The following is an 18,693-nucleotide window of genomic DNA, read 5'->3' as shown; positions in this document are numbered from 1 at the left end:
ATGATTAGTCAATCCGTTGTTAAATCCATACACTTACGAGCAAATCAATAAGCTTGATGCCCGCAAAAGGAACGACTACTCCACCTAAACCATAGATAAAAATATTACGTCCCAGCAGCTTCGTAGAACTCATCGCTTTATACGAGACACCTTTCATAGCCAATGGGATCAGCAGCGGAATAATAATCGCATTAAATATTAATGCAGATATAATTGCCGAGCTAGGTGAACCCAATCCCATGACATTCAGGGCTTCCATTTCAGGAATGGCGAGCATGAACATTGCCGGAATAATTGCGAAGTATTTAGCGATATCATTCGCAATACTGAACGTTGTCAACGCGCCCCGCGTCATCAGTAGCTGTTTACCAATAGCTACAACCTCAATGATCTTCGAGGGATCGGAGTCCAGATCAACCATGTTTGCTGCTTCCTTAGCGGCTGTAGTCCCACTGTTCATCGCTAAGCCCACATCAGCTTGGGCAAGGGCAGGTGCGTCATTCGTACCATCACCAGTCATTGCCACCAGCTTGCCTTCGTTCTGCTCACGGCGGATAACCGCTATTTTATCCTCAGGTGTACTCTCTGCAATAAAATCATCTACCCCTGCTTCACGGGCAATAGTAGCTGCGGTCAGCGGATTGTCCCCTGTACACATGATAGTCTTGATTCCCATTTTTCGCAGCTCATCAAACCGCTCTTTCATGCCTGGCTTAACTGTATCCTTTAAGTAAATAAGTCCATAAATCCGGTTGTCTACCGCAACAGCAAGCGGGGTCCCCCCCATCCGAGCGATAGCATCGGAATTACTGTCGAGGTTCGCGGGAATGACTCCGCCCTTCGACTGTACCCATTTCTTCACGGAATCGACTGCCCCTTTACGAACAGATCGTCCATCACGCAGATCTATACCACTCATCCGGGTCTCAGCCTTAAACTCTACGAACTCTCCGCCTTCAGCAAGTTTGCTGTCATAGCTGCGTTCCAGCTTCTTAGCCAGCTCAATAACAGAACGTCCTTCCGGAGTCTCATCCTTTAGCGAACTAATAGCTGCCCAAGCCGTAAGCTCAGCTTCCGTTTCATCTCCAACTGGCACAAAATCACTCGCCATCCGGTTTCCGAAAGTAATCGTACCGGTCTTATCTAGAATCATTGTATTAATGTCGCCGGCAGCTTCAACGGCCTTCCCTGACATAGCAAGGACATTAAACTGTGTGACGCGGTCCATCCCTGCTATCCCGATAGCGGAGAGCAGACCCCCGATTGTGGTCGGGATCAGACAGACCAGCAAGGCGATCATAACAGGAATATCTAGATCAACGCCCAGATAAGTCGCAATTGGCCGCAAGGTCACTACTACAATCAGGAAAATCAACGTCAGACTGATCAAGAGTGTATTTAGTGCAATTTCATTGGGTGTCTTTTGACGTTTCGCCCCTTCAACGAGGGAGATCATCCGATCCAGGAATGACTCACCGGGGTCACTGGTAATTTTGACTTTAATCTCATCACTGACTACCCGGGTGCCGCCTGTGACTGAGCCAAAATCTCCGCCGGCTTCCTTAATAACAGGTGCAGATTCACCTGTTATTGCAGATTCATCTACGGAGGCCAGCCCTTCAATTACTTCACCATCGCCAGGGATAAGTTCTCCCTGACTGACGATGACAATATCTCCTTTACGAAGCTCGGAAGAAGAAACGGTCTTCACAGACCCTCCAACGAGTTTGTTAGCTGTGATATCCTGTTTCGTTTTCTTGAGTGAATCCGCCTGGGCTTTCCCGCGGCCTTCAGCCAGCGCTTCAGCGAAGTTGGCAAACAGCACTGTGAATAGCAGAATGAACAACACTGTGATATTGAAGCCTACCGATTTCTCTGCATTAAAATATCCGGGGGCCAGTACCATAAGCAATACAATAATCGTACCGATTTCGACTACGAACATGACCGGATTTTTGATTAACGTCACCGGGTTAAGCTTAATAAAGCTATCCTTTATAGCGCTTAGGAGTATGGGTCCCGTCAGCAGCTTTTTTCTTTTTACAGTACTCATCTTGTTCTCCCTCTTCCTACCGTAAGGTCAAATATTCTGCAATCGGGCCGAGCACAATGACCGGCAGAAACGTCAGCGCACCGATAATTACTACTGTACCAATCAGAATTCCGGTGAACAGACCATTGTCTGTGCGGAATGTGCCAATCGTCTCAGGAACTGGCTTCTTCTGGATCAGTGAGCCTGCAACTGCCAGCATCGCGATTATAGAGACATAACGGCCAAGCAGCATTACGATCCCGGTTGTAACATTCCAAAAGGTGGTGTTGTCCGCAAGCCCTTCAAATCCTGAACCATTGTTCGCGGCAGAAGAGACATATTCATATAACACTTGGCTAAGTCCATGGAATCCGGGATTCGTGATGGAACCGTTGCCCAAGTCCGTTAAGAACGCACCTGCTGTTGGTACAAGGATAATGAACGGATGCACAAGGATAGCAATCGCAATTAGCTTCATCTCCTTGGCTTCTATCTTTCGCCCGAGAAACTCTGGTGTTCTGCCAACCATTAGTCCACATAAGAAGACACCCATGATGGCATACATCAGCATATTGATTAGTCCGACACCTTTTCCCCCGAAGACATTGTTGAGCATCATTAGGGCCAGAGGGGTAATGCCACCCAGCGGTGTCAGCGTATCATGCATATTGTTAACACTACCTGTCGTAGCTGCCGTTGTTACCGAAGTGAACAACGAAGATTGCGGGATACCAAAACGTACCTCTTTACCTTCCATGCTACCTTGCGAAGACTCGATCCCCAGCGCATTGATAGCTGGATTGCCTTTGGTTTCCGCATAATAATTCAATCCCAGCAGTAGTACGAACAAGGTCATCATTGCTGTGAAAATCACCCAGCCCTGACGTTTGTTCTTAGCGAACAATCCGTACATATATGGCAGAGAGGCTGGCAGCATCCACATAGAGAGAATCTCCAGCACGTTCGTAAGTGGATTAGGGTTCTCGAAAGGATGCGCTGAATTGGCTCCGAAGAAGCCGCCACCATTCGTACCTAAGTGTTTAATTGATTCCAAAGAAGCGACTGGACCGATAGCGATTTGTTGTGTCTGCCCTTCGAGTGTAGTGACCTCAAGCGATGGCTTGAGCGTTTGTGGCACATGCAATCCTACCAGCACCAATGAAACTAGCAGAGCTAATGGAATGAATACACGAATATGTGCTTTTACGAAGTCCTCGAAAAAGTTCCCGACTGATTTCTGTCCTGTAATCCCTCTGACAAAAGCAACCGCAACAGAAAATCCGCTCGCTGCAGACGTGAACATCATCATCGTGATGACTGCCATTTGTGAAAAATACGATAGTCCCGTCTCCCCGCTATAATGCTGCAGGTTCGTATTGGTCATAAAGCTGATCACCGTATTGAATGAAAGCGTCTGTTCCATATCGGCAATTCCATTCGGGTTCAGCGGCAATCCCCGCTGTAATCTCAGAAAAATATAACTGAAAGCAACCAGTACGATATTAGTTAAAACAAAGCTGAGTGCATACTTCTTCCAGGACATTCCGTCCCGTTTTTTCAGGCCGATCAGCTTATAAATACCTTTCTCTGTGCCTGCAAACCAGCGATCCGTACGATTCGGTTCGTTAGAAAATACATGATATAAATACGTTCCCATCGGCTTGACCAGCAAGATGAGAATTACAATTACGACGACTATTTGCAAAATGCCCATGAATGCCCCTCCTTAAAATTTCTCAGGATGAATCAACGCGTAAACCAGATATAAAAACAACAGTAGGGTAACAGCGATTACTAGAATCACAGCTTATCCCTCCCCGTATCCTCAACTACACCTGCGCACCAGCGCATAAAGCCATAAAATAACCCGTAAATTACAGCTAACGAAGCCACCATATACAGATCCATCATATCTTCCGCACTCCTTCCATTATCCTTGATGAGGTGATCTATCGATTAGAAAATCAGCATCACCACTATGGGAATAGATTACATAGCTCGCACCAAGTCTTTTATAGACCAATCTAGGATTTATTGAACTTGTAATCACAAAAATCGGCTGTGTCGTCCAGGTACGGCACATCTGAATATAGCGGCAGCAAAGCGGAAAGCTGCTCTCAAACAGATATACCCTGCCTACCGGGAACGATGGGCGAAACCAAGTGCTCTGATGGCGGGTATCCACTAGAATAACCTGCTCAATCCCGAGCTCCTCAAGTAAAGCTTTCTCAGCCACATTGTTGGTTAATCCCGCCATCTTAATACCCCTGAACTTCAGAAGTTTAATGAAATGTTCTCCCGCCTTTGTAGGCGCACATACAAGCACATATTCATTCTGATCCGTCATCTTTTTTTCTCCTCCTGCTCATTTACAACAAGGAGGCAACGAAAATCTCCGAAAGGATGTTGACCTATCGTCATTTTCGGGCACAACCTAAAGCTCGGTTGTGTCACGTCATTAGACGCTGCCTTACAAATACCGCTAATGATGAATTTAGCGACCTCTTAGGGGAGGCCTCCATAAATGCTTTGCTTCTAAGAGCACAGCAAAAAGCCACAAAGGATCTCCTCTGTGGCTCGCTAGCGGTCACATTGCACTCATCCTCTCTCCATACGCTTACGAGGTTAGCTGTCGGATTCGGGCGGTGAGAGTCGCCCTACCTGTATAGATGCGAGCTCACTCACACCCTCTACAGGATTCACCCCATAATCTGCTTCCGACTCTCACATCGGCTGCCGATTGTTGGTTCCCCCGCTTTCCTTACCGGAAATTAAGCGGATCAAATATTCGATTGTCGTTGAAACAGGAGTAATCATACTCTTATGCACGAAGACTTGTAAAACCTGAATGATGCCAAAATAATGCAAATTAAAAACTATTTTCCCATTAGATAGCGCTTACTTGATATCTAATCTCTCTATATCTCTTGTTTACTCGAGTTTGGAGCGTTTAATCGCTATCTATAACCCATGTGATTTTATTCACCTTTTTAGAGCGAAAATACTGCAAATTCCCATTATAGGTAGAAACGCAAGAAGCTGAGGCTGAGCGAGAAAGAGGCGCGATAACACGCCATAAATACCTATTTACCTCGTTTTTCAGTCGTAGTCGGCAGGATATGGTTAAAATTGCTCTAAAAGAACATTTTCCGTTTTTTACAGAAAATCTTGAAAAGAGTATGATTCGGGTTGAATCTAATTCATGAAAAACAATCAACGCTGAGTTCCTGCATTCGCAGGGAACGGGGGAACCATCAGGCCACCTGGCCTACTTGGGGTGAATCCAAAGGAGACTGCATAAGTCTCAATAGGTAGGGCGACTCTCACCGTCCGAATCCGACAGCTAACCTCGTAAGCGTAAAGAGAGAGACCCTTGATCCGCCACGCTTTGGCCCAGGTATATCTGCCTGTAATCCAAAACCGCAGCAGAGGTCCTCCTCTTGCTGCGGTTTTTGCGTTACCTGAGCTTATTAGGTGATAGCACGCTGGATGGGGTGAATGTTTTGAAGCACTATTATTTAGGGATACATCAAGGGCTGCTTGAGCCGATAAGTCTAAATTACGTTTGTTTCGGGGCCTTGTGGTTCGAAGAACATAATCACAGGTACATTGTAGGCTATGCATTTGGCCAGAACCAGATCCAAGCCCTTCGCCAGTTCAGCACACCTTCTTCTTGTAAAGACTGTTTAGACTCTAAGATTGTATATGAGATATATAAAAAAATTCGAGAACAACAGCAGCAGCAGGATTGGTCATCGCACCAAAAGCTCCCGTGGTTTACAGCCTTCAAGGAGCCTTGGAAAGATGTAAGCGCCGGTTGGTATGTCTTGAGATCCCGCAGCACCTTTCCCTTACATCTATCTGTTATACGAAAAGAGAAGTTCCGACTATGGCTAGAGCATACCGCAGTCTGTGAGAATAAAATGGAAATGCTCGCTTGTGTAGAAAGGGCTAGTGTCACTCATCATGTAGACTTAAAGCTTTTGGAAATCTAAGGAGGAACCCTACTATGGACCAGCGCAGACTATCCCGCATTGAAGTATTTGTATTGGATGAACCCGAGCCTATTCACTATGGAATGGAAGGGGCTGAAGGCTGCCGTTATGGTATTCTGAAGCTCACCTGTAAGGGAGGCTGCAGTTGGGGGGCTTGTCTGATCTCTGCCAACACCAAAAATTTCGATCTCATTAAATGGAGTTCTTTTTTACGGGCCATCTGTCATTGCCGTCTTGAAGAAGCGCTGGATAAGGTCCGCCGCGAAGGTTCAGATTGGGAGCAGGTTAAGCTTGAGCTAGTTCAGGGTGCTTTGCAGGATTTAAAGGCCAAGCTCCAGGGTAAATCCTTGGCAGGGCATATTCAGCAAGGGCGTCTGTACAGTGTTGCAGCAGGGGGGAGCAATTCCAGAAGTGAACGGCTCTACTACAAGCCTTCAAAAGCTTTATCCACTGCCTCCCAGCAGAAACACAGTTGCCCGGAACCAGACACCGCCGATCTTATCAATAAATCCATCTCTTACTTTTCTATATTATAGATTCAAGCAAATCTCTCAATCTGAAAGGATCGTGTTCACCATGCCTGACCCCTTACCTCCCGAGTCCACCTACAGTACTAAATTTGCAGAGTGTGTTCAAAAGTATACTAATGAAGTCTACGTACTTAGTTCCATGTTGTTAGAACAATCTAATGAGGCAGACAAGATTACTATCCGCACCTTCACAGAGCTTCATAAAATATATCGTCAGGATGATTTTGATCCTCAGTTATTCTCTATCCACGCTTACCGCACTTGTATTCACCAGTGTGCTGATTCTTTTGCCCGGCGCTCCCTTCTATCGGCTAAGGCATTACCTTGGGAGGAACAGCTTGTGAAGGTCATGTGGTACGGCCTAAAGCTGCCTCTTTCTCAAATAAGCATTATTCTGCAAAAAAGTGTTCCCGCACTGAAAACACAGCTTAGAGCTCTACGGGAGCAGATGACCACCCAAACGGATATACTAACGAGCGCAAATCTTTCTATAATTTAGTCACTGACAAGAATTCAGACAATCTTTAAGCGCATGAAGCATCTAACGGACTCAGGAGCCTTTAATTGAAGCTTTTCCACAAATATAGCCGGCGTTCGGACTCCAGTAGAAATCCCGAGCAGTGAACGTCTCGGATCGTCTTAAAGCAAGCCCTAATCATCTTCCACCAAGGCTTACGGACCAAGATGACGTTATTTGCACGTTTATCGCCTTTTGAGCATAGTATCGGACTCCAGTGCAACTATTTGGTTAAAAGAGCTACTGATTCACCCTTTTTCATGCCAATAGCGACTATAGTGTCCGATATCTTGCCAAATCTCGATGATTGCTGCATTTAAGTGCTGCTGGGTCCGTTAGCTATATCAGCTCGTATACAAAGAGATTGCCAACTCAAAAACGGGGATATCCCAGCAACCATAAACGGCTGTTAGGATACCCCCGAAAACTCAGTGCTTACTATTACGCTTTACTCTTACGCGCCTTACCGTACATCCACAATCCCGCCAACATCCCCACTATAGCAACACCAGTCAATAGACCTTGAACAAAATCCATAAAAGTGGAGCCATCCGGAAGCATTCTACTAACCGTAGCCAGCGATACCGAACTCATTAAAAGCATAATGGTATATTGTTCGCTTGTAGACATCATTAGCACTCCTTAAAAGTTATATGAGGTCATCTTAGATCTTGTAAGCTTTCATTGCTTTTCTAATTTCTTTAATACTTGGGCGTTTGCCGTACATCAGTACGCCGGTACGATAGATCTTGGCTGCCAGCCATCCGAAGATGAAGGTAGTCACAAGCAGGATCAGCAGCGATACAATGACTTGCCAGATCGCCACCTCGCCGACACCAATTCGGAGCAGCATCGTCAATGGTGAGGTGAAGGGCACATAACTCGCTATCTTAACCACTAGAGTATCTGCATTGGAGATACTGAACAGTGGAACATAGAACGCTACGAAGCCTAACATCATGATTGGCATTACCGCCTGACCGAGATCCTCCGTACGGCTGACAATCGAACCTACAGCCGCATACATCAAGGCATAGAGGAAGTAACCTAATACGTACAAGACAAATCCATAGAGCAGCAAGTTAATATTGAGCTGGCCTAAATCGAGATCAAAATCAGCCAATACAGTCGCATTATGCGGGAGCGTCAAATTGACGACGATCGCTGCGACAAAGATCCCAATTTGCAATATTCCTACTAGGAAAACACCGATAACTTTACCGAACATTTGCGCTAAAGGTGAGGCACTTGTAATCAGAATCTCCATAATCCGCGAGCTTTTCTCAGAAGTTATCTCTGCGGCAATCATGTTGCCTGTCATCATAATGGACATAAAGAACAACATAAGCATGGCATATACGATAATGTAGTTAATGGCTGGAGTGTCCTCCTGAGAGCTTTCACTGCCACCGCCTGCGTTAAGCTGTTGTGTAGTAATCTGCACAGGCGTTGACATTGCAGCAATCTGTTCAGAGGTCAGCTTGTCGCCAACGATGAATTGTGTGTTTGCTTGCTGAAGTGCATTTTGGAGATAAACTTGCACATCTCCGTTTAGTTCCCCATCATTACTATGATAAGTAACGGGTGGAAGCCCTTCACCAGTAGGTTCCGCAAAAGTAACATAACCTTCTACGGTCTCTTCATCTAATGCTTTCTTTAACTCGGCATCCTCCGCAGAAGCATATTGTACTATCTTAGCCTGTGGCATGCCCTCTGGCGCAGTATAAGCCTTCAACAATTCTGCAACCTGATTTCCCTCTTCAGCAATCACAGCAATTTGAGTAACTTCACTTTTGGCCGAATCACCCTTAAACTGATCGATGATATAGGGAAGATTCATCCCTATGCTGAGCAATAATACTAGAATCAAAGTAGTAATCATAAATGATTTCGTTCTAACTTTATTTTTAAAGGTAAAGCCGATAATTGTCCCCATCTTATTCATTAGATTCACCCACCGCTCTGATAAAGATTTGGTTTAACGTAGGTTCCTTGATTTCAAAATGCTCCACTTCACCCTGTGCTATCGCCTGCTGTAAAATACGCTGTGCTGCACCGATCTCACTGATCGATAACAGATACCCACGCTCCAGCTGTTTAACTGCTGTAACACCTGCGATGGACTCCAAACCTTTTACCTCATTAGCTGTACGCAGCAATACTTCTTCCCGCGGGTAGCCATTCTTGATCGTGCGGATATCCCCTTGAACGACCGTATTGGATCGATCGAGAATCGTAATGTTACGGCATAGCTCTTCCACATGCTCCATCCGGTGCGTAGAGAAGAGGATACTTGTTCCCGAATCACGTAATTCTTTGACCGTATCTTTCAGCAGCTCCACGTTTACTGGGTCCAGCCCGCTGAAAGCTTCATCTAGAATCAGAATCTGCGGCTTATGAACGACAGCGGCGATAAAGCCCATTTTTTGCTGATTTCCTTTGGAAAGCTCTTCTATTTTTTTATTGTAATAATCCGGAACCTCGAATCGATCCAGCCAATAGCGCAAGCTCTTATCTGCATCACTAGCTGACATCCCACGCAGGCGGGCCAAGTAAACGATTTGATCGCTGATCTTCACCTTAGGATATAGTCCACGTTCTTCGGGCAGATAACCCATAAGTTGCTGCAGTTCACTGTTGAAAGGTTTTCCGTTATACAAAATCTTGCCCTCATCAGGGTAGATTAGGCCGAGCACCATACGCATCGTGGTTGTTTTTCCCGCGCCGTTCGCCCCCAGTAATCCGTAAATTTCCCCTTTACCTACGGTTAGGTTAATTCCGTTTACTGCGGTTTTTTCTCCATATTGCTTAACTACACTTTCCAGCTTTAAGGCTTCCATTTCTCTAGTCCCCTCTCTTGTGGTCAATTAGAATAGGACGATGACCCTGTGTCCATAAACTTAATATTTCGTCCAGTTCCAAACTGCGGCTCTTGATAACCTTTACGCCCAAGTCATGAATGCGTTTCTCGTTTTCAGAAAATTGTTCTATGATAAAAGAAGCTACACCCGGTGTATCCATGGTAAAGTGCAAGCCTCCTGGCAACTCAGCCGATAACTCCGCAAGCTCCTCTTCATCCGCAGCATTCACCCAAACCTCGGTCCAAGCACCGAACAGACTGTCTTTTTCAGCCATACCCAGCAGTTCTCCCCGATGCATAAGGACGATATAATCCGCCAGCCGTCGCACCTCATCCACAATGTGTGTGGAGATGATAATCGTTGCGTTGTGCTCATCCATATATTTACGAAGTGTCTCGATCATAATCTTCCAGGCAAAAGGATCAAGACCCGATGAAGGTTCATCCAATAGCAGCAGACTTGGCCGTGCCGCAAGTGCTGCAGCAATTTCGAATTTCCGGCGCTCCCCTTTAGACATCTTCGAAAGTCTCATATGATACGGAACCTCAAAGCGATCCATCAGCTCGTGAAAATACTGATCGTCCCAATTTGGATACCAATACTTCCGAAATCGAGCTGCCTCCGCTGCATTCCAGTGGTTCTCCTCAGTAATTGACGTTTCAGGAACATAGGCAATGGTCTGGCGAAGCTCCAGAGACAACCCGCTATCATACCTGTTCTCGAACCAATATATCTCGCCTTCCTCTGGATTAGTCAGCTGCATCAGCAGATTCAGCAGCGTGCTTTTGCCGGATCCATTCTGACCTACCAAAGCTGTAATATATCCTTTAGGCAGATTCAGGGTCAGTGGCCCTATCGTCTTGTTTCTCCGCCGTTTAAGTACATTCCGCAATTCTATAGCCATCTGTACCATATGAGTAAGCGCCCCCTCTCAATCCTTTTCTCTATACTTGCGTTCTACAATCTCCATAAAAATCTGTTCAAGTTCATCCTTGCTGCAATGTACCGATCGGGCGATATCCACTGCACTTTCAAGTGCTTTGCCAACCGTTTCACGTTTATATTCTTCCATGGCTCCGTCACCTACATGGGATACAAAGGTACCTGTTCCTTGTCGCGTTCGCAGCAAACCTTCGTTCTCCAGATCCTGATATACGCGCCGCACTGTAATTACACTGCATTTCAGATCTCCTGCGAACTCACGAATCGAGGGCAGCAGCGTACCTTCTGTAATGACTCCGCTAATGATTAATGATCTAAGCTGAGTCTCTATTTGATGATAGAGGGGCTCTGCACTATTTTCGTTGATTTGTACCGGTATCCACATTATTTACACCTCGCCTTCCACTCTAGCGTGCTAGAGCGCAGTCCTTGCCATTTCCGATTTTTTATATGAGATTGCGACTTTTCAGCCGATGTATAGTCCATTTAGAGAATAACTGCACAGATATTGTTCCCAGCAGTAGTGACCCCCACATGATCGGAGATAACAGCCCCCACTCCTTCGAATAGGAGATACTGTATAAGAACAAACTGCCTCCGCCCAGTGTAACTAAGAACGATGTTGCCCACGATAAAACTACGATAAGCAATGTTAGCCATAGATAAGCTTTGCCGCTAAAAAGATATTCAATAAAAATATATAGACCTGAGACCATGAATCCGAAGCCAAGCCAAGTAATCGCAAAAGCTATGTACGAAGGAACCGCCAGCTCTGCCCGGAAATTCTCTCCTAACAAGTAAATAATAACGAAGAATAACGTACCATTTAGAGTAAAGGAGCCCACACCCTGAAGTTTCCTCCGCGATAATATTACTGCAGCTGGAATCGGTAAAGTTCGTAAGTAAACCAACATTTTTGTGTAAGAATCTTCACTCCAATATTTCATGGAGCGGCGAGAGAATGTTAATCCCAATAAGGGGATAAAGGAGAGAAATAAGAAATCCGCTAGCATCGTCCGATCCTGCTCACCTAGTACATCATTTGCTATCAGGCTAGTCAGTCCACCAAGATAACTCATAAAAACAACTGTTATTACGAGGGTCCCTAATATTTTTAATTTATCTCCGCGAAAATCAGAGCGCAACATAAACCATGAATCTTTTAATGTTCTCATTAATGCTAACCTCGCTTTACAATGTCTTCAGCGTCTAGCAGAAGCAGGTGTTCATATCCCTGTGCTTACTGTATATATCTATATACACAGTATATGACCTTAATTTTACATTGTCAATCCTGTAACTGGAAATTATTCAAAAGAAATAGGAGGTTTAAGCAACCTCATACTTCAAGCTTATGAAGACACTCTCAGACGTTAGGTAAAGCTTATTTGTTAGGATTATCTACAACGAGGGGGAATTGAGGCAGAATGCTACGAGGCGAATATAACTGGGATAATTGAGTTTATTAGATAATTCATTCTGGAAATGAAGTAGTAAGAGCTCACTCTTGCTTCTATGTAACGCGTTGGTGTGAAGTGCGTTATGGAGGCGAGTGCCGGAGCGGATACTGGTTCGGGTTAGTATGCTGGTGCGGCTGTGGTGCTGGTTCGGGGGGATGATGCGTGCGCGGCGGATGGTGCAGTTCCGATTGTGTGATGCGTGAGCGGCGGATGGTACAGTTCCGATTGTGTGATGCGGGTATTGCGGATGGTGCGGTTTCGGGGGCGGGGTGCTGATTCGGCTGCTGACTGGTTCAGGTTTCAGGTGTGGAATGCTAGTTCGGCTGCTAGTGCAGTTTCAGGTATGGGATATGGGCGACTGCCGGACGGATTAACATTAGGGAAAAACTCCCCAAAATTTCAGCTATTACTCCGTTATTGAGCTAAATCCATTCACTTTCAGGAAGGATTTCCCTAATTATGGCCTTTTTAAGCTATTTTCGTTCATTTTCAGGGAGGTTTTCCCCAATTACATCTTTTTCGTGCTAACTTCGTTCATTTTCAGGACAGATCCCGAAGCTCTACAAACCAAAATAAGCCCATCACCCGCAATCCCTACTCAGGAACATGCAGATATATAGGCTTATTTCATAACTATTTACGGTTCTGCTACTTTAGTGCAGTTCATTCGCTCAACGCACTAAACTCTGTGCTCTATTCAAGCACTTATTTTACGCACCCAAAATAACTTCCCACACCGGCTTGGTATGTCCACCTGGATACAAAACATACAACAGCACGTACACCATAACGCCTGTAATCGCTGTGATAAACCAGATTATGGATGTCACTCTGCCCCACTTACGGTGCTTGGAGTACTTCGCCTTGAAACCAAGTGTTAACGTAGTAAGTCCGAATACCGCAGCTACGGTTGCCAGAACGATATGGAAGATCAAAAACACTTGATAAATTGTCTTCAGTTCATCCGGTCCACCCCATGAGGTATTTCCCACAAACAACGTTCTCGATACGTAAACAATAAAAAACAGCAGCGCAGCGATAGCGGCAGCAATCATCGTTTTCTTATGCGCCTCGCGTTTGCCCTTGATAATGAGCCACCAACCTATAGCCACCAGCACCGCGCTGATCACGATGAATGACGTACTAATAGTCGGAAACACTGTGAAAATATCCATGATTCTCCCCCTCGGCAGTCTACCAGTTATGCACGGTTCAAGTTGCTCTCCTGAAGTGTTGAGGATGGCGTCGACAATTCATCGTCGTCTTGTCCGTTCTCTTTTTTATACCAATGATAGAACACATAAGCAAGCATAGAGGCAAAAATAAATTCCTGAATGAACTTCATCGCGATGCCTCCCACCTGTTGGTCCACCTTAGGCGACATCATTTCAAAGAATGCAGGACCTCCAAAATTCTGAAGTAAAACAGAGGGGTCACCCGAGATACAATAGCCCATAGCACGCGCCCAAGTCTCTGGATCACTGTAAGTGGCGTAGAGCGGATGATCGGCAAATATAATCAGCCCGCAAGCCGGCGTCAGCAATACCATGTTCAGAAAAATAAATCCAATCTTCCCAAGCCCACTCGCCATACGATGTTCCGGCAGCGGATTAATCAGTGTCCACCACATTAAAGCAGAAGTCAGGAACAAAACAATGTAATAAATACGATGAACAGTAAAATGCAGCATCACATAATCATGAATAACAGGAATATGGTACAAGGAAAAAAGTCCGTTAAACAATAGAGCAGCTACTACCGGATGAGCTAAAAAAGATAACCGCCGAAGCGGATTCACCTTTAGTATCCTGCGCCATATAAAATCTGGAATTCCAAGCATAATCAGCGGCACCGCTACCAGATAAGACAAGGCCATACTGACCATGTGGAAGGAAAACATCATATGCCCCAAAAGGCTAATGGGTCCTCCTTGTGCCAGGTAAAGGGCAAGCATCCCACAGACAAATAACGCTCTACGCCAAAATGGCACCGTTATTGAATCGGCATAACGCCCAGCAATCGGACCAATCCACACAAAATAACCTGCTGTCAGCAGCAGCATTACCGCTAGAAAAAGCGGACTCCATAGTTCAGCAAAGCTAAAGTATTCTAATCCCAGCATAATCCCAACCTCCTAGCGCAGGAATTCATATATCTAAACATCAAAAAGAGGGGGCATCGCAGCCCACCTCTTTCATTATCGTCCGTTAATTCCACCAAACCCAATACAGCGACATAACAATACAGGTCCCAGCGATAAAGAAGCCACCCAGCATGAAGAGAATCGGCAGAAGATGCCCTTTATCTTTTAGATGCATCCAGAAGCCCATCTGCACAATGACCTGAAGAACAGCCATTACCAGCAGCAAAATAATCGCAAAGGTTGCATTTACGCCCCCAGCCGCAACAGCAGCGAAAGCAATCAATGTTAAGACAATGGAGAAAATAAAGACAACAATATGTTTCTGTGGTCCTTCATGCCGATGACGTTGCTTATACCCGCCGCTATCTGGCATATGCTGATCCGTCGTCATAGTGCCTAGCCCACCTTTCCGAGTAGGTATACAACCGTAAAGATGAAGACCCATACTACATCGATAAAATGCCAGTACATGGCTGACACATACACTTTTGGTGCAGTAACAACCGTTAACCCCTTGCGGGCGAGCTGCCCGATCAAGATGGAGATCCAAGCGATCCCGAAGGCTACGTGCGCACCATGAAATCCTACCAGTGTGTAGAATGCCGAGCTGAATGCACTTGTGGTCATTCCGAATTCTTCGTGTCTTACATATTGAGTAAACTCATAGATCTCCAAAACCAGGAAACCTAAACCTAAGCCTACAGTAACTAAAAGCCAATTCCGTAGCAGTGCCGGCCGATTTCTGTGCATCGCTTGAATAGCGAATACACTCGTCAGACTGCTTACCAGCAGGATGAATGTTGCAGCGGCAACAAGCGGCAGGTGAAACAGTTCATTCGCCGAAGGCCCCTCATTCGTCTGATTACGCAGTGCGAGAAAAGTAGCGAACAACGTGCCGAACAATACCGCTTCGCCGCCTAGAAACAACCAAAAGGCAAGAACCTTGTTGCGTCCTTCGAGCGTAGCTTTTTCCGGCTCGTGCGGAAAGGTATCCTTAGAAGCTTCTGCATGTGCCGTTGTCATGTCCGCTCACTTCCTTCCAGCTCTTCAGGTTCAATATGCCATCCGTGATCATCATACAGTGAACGCATCAGCATGGATCCAAATGTAATAATAAGACCGATGGCTGTAACGATATAATTATTAAACAGGAAGCTCATAAAAGCATTGCCGAATTCATCACGGCTAAACATAAAGCCAAGCCCAGCGATAAAAATTCCGATAGACATCGTAAACGGTAAAATCGTTGCTGACGGCATATGAATTGAGCCCACCGGCTCTGCTGGTGTCATGCCTTTATTCCCTGCTACTTTTTCTTTCCAGAAGGCATCAATCCCCCGAATAAGAGGTGTTTGCTTGAAGTTATATTCTGGCGGCGGTGAAGGAATGGTCCATTCCAATGTACGTCCATCCTCCCACGGATCATTGCCTGCATCCGCTGGTTTTCTGGAAGTCAGGAAGATGTTCACCAAGAAAATAATCATACCAACACCCATAAGTCCTGCACCAATGGTACTGACTAGATTTAGCAAATCAAATTGCTGATTTGGTAAATAAGTAAATACGCGGCGCTGCATCCCCATAAGCCCAAGGAAATGCTGTACAAAAAAGGTCAGATGGAATCCGATGATAAACGTCCAGAAAGTCCACTTGCCCAGCGTCTCACTCAGCATCCTTCCGAACATTTTTGGCCACCAGTAGTGCAGACCTGCGAACAGGCCAAGCACCAAACCACCTACAATAACATAGTGGAAATGCGCTACAACAAAATACGTATCATGGAACTGAAAGTCAGCAGGTGCGGACGCCAGCATCACTCCAGTAACTCCCCCCATAGTAAATGTAGGAATAAATCCTACAGCGAACAGGTTAGGGGTTGTGAAACGTACTTGCCCGCCCCACATCGTGAACAACCAGTTAAAAATTTTAATCCCGGTTGGAACCGCAATTAACATCGTTGATACGGAGAACAACGCGTTAGCTACAGGTCCAAGTCCAGTTGTGAACATGTGGTGAGCCCAAACCATAAAACCTAAGAAGGCGATCAAGATGGTTGCAAACACCATGGAGCTATATCCGAACAGTCTTTTACGCGAAAAGGTTGGGATGACCTCGGAAATAATCCCGAAGGCAGGCAGAATGAGAATATACACTTCCGGGTGACCAAATATCCAGAAGATATGCTGCCATAGCACTGGACTTCCTCCGGCTCCGACTTCGAAGAAATTGGCTCCTAGAATCCGGTCGAATGTCAGTAGTACTAAACCTACTGTTATTGCTGGAAAAGCAAACAAAATAATGGCGGAAGTAATAAATGTAGTCCAGGCGAACATCGGCATCCGCATATAGGTCATTCCCGGCGCACGCATCGTAATGATCGTGGCTAGAAAGTTAATCCCCCCGATGAGGGTCCCTAATCCGGCAATTTGCAAGCCGATCGTATAGAAGTCTACACCGTGTGTAGTGCTGTATGTACTCGTAGATAGTGGGGTGTAGGCGGTCCACCCGGCATCAGGAGCACCACCCATAACCCAGCTAAGATTCAGTAGAATCCCGCCGAACAGGAAGGTCCAGAAACCAAGTGCATTTAGAAAAGGAAAGGCTACGTCACGTGCACCGATCTGTAGCGGAATGACGGCATTCATGAGTGCGAAGATGACTGGCATGACGCCGAGGAAGATCATCGTCGTACCATGCATGGTTATGAGTTCATTAAACGTTTGTGCATCCAAAAAGTTATTCATCGGCTTGATGAGCTGCCAACGAATCAGAAGCGCTTCAATTCCCCCGATGCCAAAAAATAATCCTCCGGCCCATAGGTACAAAATCGCGATTTTTTTGTGATCGACGGTTGTTAGCCAATCCATAAGTCCTGTATGGCGCTTCACACTGTGGCCGTGCCCCAGAGGCTTGGATGAATTCAAGGTATGCGCTGCTTGAGCCAAAGTTCGTCCCCCCTTTTCGAAAGTTCCGCCCGCCTTTAGGCTAAGGCATTAGTCCAGCTTATAGTTGGCCAGATACTCTGCAATGCCATCAATCTCAGCATCACTCAGGCCCAGATCTTTGGGGTTAGGCATCAGATTGCCTGGTTTTACGGATTGCGGGTCGTGCAGCCAGGTTTTGAGATTCTCTTCAATCGGCGCACCATCTTCCCTCGTGTCGTCGTTGAGCAGAATTCCAGCAATCGATTCCCGAGAACCAATTCCGGTCAAGTTCGGCGCATTATTAATCCCTTGATCACCTACAGCGTGGCAAGTCAGACATGCCGCTTTGAACTTCTCAGCTAAAGCAGGATCCTCTGGCAGCACAGCTACAGGTGCTTTCATAGAATCAATCCACTTTTGAAACTCTTGTTCACTAACTGATTTCACCTTAAATTCCATCAATCCATGAGAAGGTCCACATAGCTCCGCACATTTCCCACGGTAAACGCCTTCATTAGGCGCACTAAAGCTAAAGCGGTTAATCGTTCCAGCTGGGTTGGTATCGATTTTACCGGAAAGAGAAGGGACCCAGAAGGAGTGCAGCACATCTTTAGTTTCCAGTTCAAAGGCGATATCTTTGCCCACCGGAATAATCAGGTCCTGCGCTGTAGTTACCTTATAGTCGGTATACTCAAACTCCCACCAGTATTGGTGGCCGGTTACTTTAACCTTGATCGCATTCTTGTCATTGGAATGATCATCTCCAGCGGCAAACACAGCTTTAACCGTTGGCACGGCCAGTACTACAACAAGAATGAGCGGAATGACTGTCCAGAGAATCTCAAGTTTCATACTGCCCTCAACCTGCTCAGGGATTTCATTCTGACCCGGTCTTCTGCGGAAGCGGATCAGTACATAAGCTGCAATCGTAAAGACAATCAGCAACACCACGATCATAATGCTGATCGACAGCTCCATTAATCCGTAAGATCTGTCTGCTGCAGGTCCCTGTGGTCTGAGTACTGACAAGTCCTCACGACCGCACCCGGCAAGAAAGAGTCCAAACATAGCGGTCATGGGAAGGAGTCGCTTTACAGCCTGCCACGTTTTCATCATTGATCTACCCCGCTTTTCCCGATTTCGTAGATTCCTGTTTTTTTCTGTCAATTATAACAATCACTATTAATATAAGTTTAAGGGAAAGTTTTGTCAATCGTTCACAACTAGTTCACATTGTAATTTTCGACACAATAAACCCTTGTCCCATCTGGATTTTATAGCATTTTATG

General features: G+C 45.8%; 18 protein-coding genes and 2 riboswitches. Of the genes, 3 read left to right on the top strand and 15 right to left on the bottom strand.

Annotation, left to right across the window (positions count from 1 at the left end):
• Nucleotides 1–19 precede the first annotated feature (19 nt).
• The 3 genes from kdpB to NST40_RS02690 all read right to left on the bottom strand — a co-directional run bounded on the left by kdpB (nt 20) and on the right by NST40_RS02690 (nt 4,379).
• Complete coding sequence (gene kdpB, locus NST40_RS02700) at nt 20–2,053, bottom strand: potassium-transporting ATPase subunit KdpB (RefSeq protein WP_341001036.1); 2,034 nt, start codon at nt 2,051–2,053, stop codon at nt 20–22.
• Nucleotides 2,054–2,069: 16 nt separating this feature from the next.
• Nucleotides 2,070–3,746, bottom strand: a complete 1,677-nt coding sequence (gene kdpA, locus NST40_RS02695) for a potassium-transporting ATPase subunit KdpA (RefSeq protein ID WP_076141854.1) — start codon at nt 3,744–3,746, stop codon at nt 2,070–2,072.
• A gap of 216 nt (nt 3,747–3,962) precedes the next feature.
• Nucleotides 3,963–4,379 carry a hypothetical protein gene (locus NST40_RS02690; protein ID WP_076124472.1) on the bottom strand — a complete coding sequence of 139 codons (417 nt, stop codon included), beginning with the start codon at nt 4,377–4,379 and terminating at the stop codon, nt 3,963–3,965.
• Between the two features lie 251 nt (nt 4,380–4,630).
• Nucleotides 4,631–4,820: riboswitch (cyclic di-AMP (ydaO/yuaA leader) on the bottom strand.
• A gap of 419 nt (nt 4,821–5,239) precedes the next feature.
• A riboswitch (cyclic di-AMP (ydaO/yuaA leader) is annotated at nt 5,240–5,404 on the top strand.
• A gap of 68 nt (nt 5,405–5,472) precedes the next feature.
• On the opposite strand from NST40_RS02690, the gene NST40_RS02685 reads away from it, so the two are divergent.
• The 3 genes from NST40_RS02685 to NST40_RS02675 are packed head-to-tail and all read left to right on the top strand — an operon-like array spanning nt 5,473 to nt 7,056.
• A complete protein-coding gene (locus NST40_RS02685) occupies nt 5,473–6,027 on the top strand; it encodes a hypothetical protein (protein ID WP_076218887.1) in 555 nt (184 codons plus the stop codon).
• Nucleotides 6,028–6,041: 14 nt separating this feature from the next.
• Entirely contained in the window at nt 6,042–6,563 is a 522-nt protein-coding gene (locus NST40_RS02680) for a hypothetical protein (protein ID WP_051490930.1), read from the top strand.
• Between the two features lie 40 nt (nt 6,564–6,603).
• On the top strand, nt 6,604–7,056 hold the full coding sequence (locus NST40_RS02675) for a hypothetical protein (protein WP_076124475.1): 453 nt from the start codon (nt 6,604–6,606) through the stop codon (nt 7,054–7,056).
• Between the two features lie 459 nt (nt 7,057–7,515).
• Here the strand turns inward: NST40_RS02675 and NST40_RS02670 are convergent, their stop codons facing one another.
• From NST40_RS02670 to coxB, 12 genes are all read right to left on the bottom strand, one after another.
• Complete coding sequence (locus NST40_RS02670) at nt 7,516–7,707, bottom strand: hypothetical protein (RefSeq protein WP_139332130.1); 192 nt, start codon at nt 7,705–7,707, stop codon at nt 7,516–7,518.
• 31 nt (nt 7,708–7,738) lie between these two features.
• A complete protein-coding gene (locus NST40_RS02665) occupies nt 7,739–9,019 on the bottom strand; it encodes an ABC transporter permease (RefSeq protein WP_076124479.1) in 1,281 nt (426 codons plus the stop codon).
• Nucleotides 9,012–9,914, bottom strand: a complete 903-nt coding sequence (locus tag NST40_RS02660; RefSeq protein ID WP_076218889.1) for an ATP-binding cassette domain-containing protein — start codon at nt 9,912–9,914, stop codon at nt 9,012–9,014. Before NST40_RS02660 ends, NST40_RS02665 begins: the two co-directional genes overlap by 8 nt.
• Nucleotides 9,915–9,918: 4 nt before the next feature.
• Entirely contained in the window at nt 9,919–10,848 is a 930-nt protein-coding gene (locus NST40_RS02655) for an ABC transporter ATP-binding protein (protein ID WP_076307923.1), read from the bottom strand.
• Nucleotides 10,849–10,866: 18 nt separating this feature from the next.
• The gene (locus tag NST40_RS02650; RefSeq protein WP_076124482.1) at nt 10,867–11,262 is read right to left on the bottom strand and encodes a GntR family transcriptional regulator; all 396 of its coding nucleotides are present in this window, start codon (nt 11,260–11,262) and stop codon (nt 10,867–10,869) included.
• Between the two features lie 61 nt (nt 11,263–11,323).
• Nucleotides 11,324–12,052: a hypothetical protein gene (locus NST40_RS02645; protein ID WP_076124484.1), complete on the bottom strand. Its 729-nt coding sequence runs from the start codon at nt 12,050–12,052 to the stop codon at nt 11,324–11,326.
• Between the two features lie 995 nt (nt 12,053–13,047).
• Nucleotides 13,048–13,512 carry a DUF420 domain-containing protein gene (locus tag NST40_RS02640; RefSeq protein WP_076124485.1) on the bottom strand — a complete coding sequence of 155 codons (465 nt, stop codon included), beginning with the start codon at nt 13,510–13,512 and terminating at the stop codon, nt 13,048–13,050.
• A gap of 26 nt (nt 13,513–13,538) precedes the next feature.
• Nucleotides 13,539–14,459, bottom strand: coding sequence for a cytochrome c oxidase assembly factor CtaG (gene ctaG / locus NST40_RS02635; RefSeq protein WP_341001028.1), 921 nt, complete (start codon nt 14,457–14,459; stop codon nt 13,539–13,541).
• An 85-nt stretch (nt 14,460–14,544) separates the two neighbouring features.
• On the bottom strand, nt 14,545–14,871 hold the full coding sequence (locus NST40_RS02630) for a cytochrome C oxidase subunit IV family protein (protein ID WP_036682505.1): 327 nt from the start codon (nt 14,869–14,871) through the stop codon (nt 14,545–14,547).
• Between the two features lie 5 nt (nt 14,872–14,876).
• On the bottom strand, nt 14,877–15,503 hold the full coding sequence (locus tag NST40_RS02625) for a cytochrome (ubi)quinol oxidase subunit III (protein ID WP_038568531.1): 627 nt from the start codon (nt 15,501–15,503) through the stop codon (nt 14,877–14,879).
• Nucleotides 15,500–17,347, bottom strand: coding sequence for a cytochrome c oxidase subunit I (gene ctaD, locus NST40_RS02620; RefSeq protein ID WP_076124740.1), 1,848 nt, complete (start codon nt 17,345–17,347; stop codon nt 15,500–15,502). The genes NST40_RS02625 and ctaD overlap by 4 nt, the downstream gene beginning before the upstream one ends.
• A 126-nt stretch (nt 17,348–17,473) precedes the next feature.
• Nucleotides 17,474–18,520: a cytochrome c oxidase subunit II gene (gene coxB / locus NST40_RS02615; protein WP_076124488.1), complete on the bottom strand. Its 1,047-nt coding sequence runs from the start codon at nt 18,518–18,520 to the stop codon at nt 17,474–17,476.
• Nucleotides 18,521–18,693: the final 173 nt, after the last annotated feature.

Source organism: Paenibacillus sp. FSL R10-2778 (genome assembly GCF_038593035.1).
Taxonomy (GTDB): domain Bacteria; phylum Bacillota; class Bacilli; order Paenibacillales; family Paenibacillaceae; genus Paenibacillus_AQ; species Paenibacillus_AQ odorifer.
The sequence above is the reverse complement of the archived record's forward strand: the minus strand, read 5'-3'. Positions and strand labels throughout refer to the sequence as shown.

Excerpts from the sequence above, each read along its gene's own strand:
- kdpB (WP_341001036.1), bottom strand. The coding sequence starts at position 2,053 with ATGAGTACTGTAAAAAGAAAAAAGCTGCTGACGGGACCCATACTCCTA.
- kdpA (WP_076141854.1), bottom strand. The coding sequence starts at position 3,746 with ATGGGCATTTTGCAAATAGTCGTCGTAATTGTAATTCTCATCTTGCTG.
- NST40_RS02690 (WP_076124472.1), bottom strand. The coding sequence starts at position 4,379 with ATGACGGATCAGAATGAATATGTGCTTGTATGTGCGCCTACAAAGGCG.
- NST40_RS02680 (WP_051490930.1), top strand. The coding sequence starts at position 6,042 with ATGGACCAGCGCAGACTATCCCGCATTGAAGTATTTGTATTGGATGAA.
- NST40_RS02675 (WP_076124475.1), top strand. The coding sequence starts at position 6,604 with ATGCCTGACCCCTTACCTCCCGAGTCCACCTACAGTACTAAATTTGCA.
- NST40_RS02670 (WP_139332130.1), bottom strand. The coding sequence starts at position 7,707 with ATGATGTCTACAAGCGAACAATATACCATTATGCTTTTAATGAGTTCG.
- NST40_RS02665 (WP_076124479.1), bottom strand. The coding sequence starts at position 9,019 with ATGAATAAGATGGGGACAATTATCGGCTTTACCTTTAAAAATAAAGTT.
- NST40_RS02660 (WP_076218889.1), bottom strand. The coding sequence starts at position 9,914 with ATGGAAGCCTTAAAGCTGGAAAGTGTAGTTAAGCAATATGGAGAAAAA.
- NST40_RS02655 (WP_076307923.1), bottom strand. The coding sequence starts at position 10,848 with ATGGTACAGATGGCTATAGAATTGCGGAATGTACTTAAACGGCGGAGA.
- NST40_RS02650 (WP_076124482.1), bottom strand. The coding sequence starts at position 11,262 with ATGTGGATACCGGTACAAATCAACGAAAATAGTGCAGAGCCCCTCTAT.
- NST40_RS02645 (WP_076124484.1), bottom strand. The coding sequence starts at position 12,052 with ATGAGAACATTAAAAGATTCATGGTTTATGTTGCGCTCTGATTTTCGC.
- NST40_RS02640 (WP_076124485.1), bottom strand. The coding sequence starts at position 13,512 with ATGGATATTTTCACAGTGTTTCCGACTATTAGTACGTCATTCATCGTG.
- ctaG (WP_341001028.1), bottom strand. The coding sequence starts at position 14,459 with ATGCTGGGATTAGAATACTTTAGCTTTGCTGAACTATGGAGTCCGCTT.
- NST40_RS02630 (WP_036682505.1), bottom strand. The coding sequence starts at position 14,871 with ATGACGACGGATCAGCATATGCCAGATAGCGGCGGGTATAAGCAACGT.
- NST40_RS02625 (WP_038568531.1), bottom strand. The coding sequence starts at position 15,503 with ATGACAACGGCACATGCAGAAGCTTCTAAGGATACCTTTCCGCACGAG.
- ctaD (WP_076124740.1), bottom strand. The coding sequence starts at position 17,347 with ATGGATTGGCTAACAACCGTCGATCACAAAAAAATCGCGATTTTGTAC.
- coxB (WP_076124488.1), bottom strand. The coding sequence starts at position 18,520 with ATGATGAAAACGTGGCAGGCTGTAAAGCGACTCCTTCCCATGACCGCT.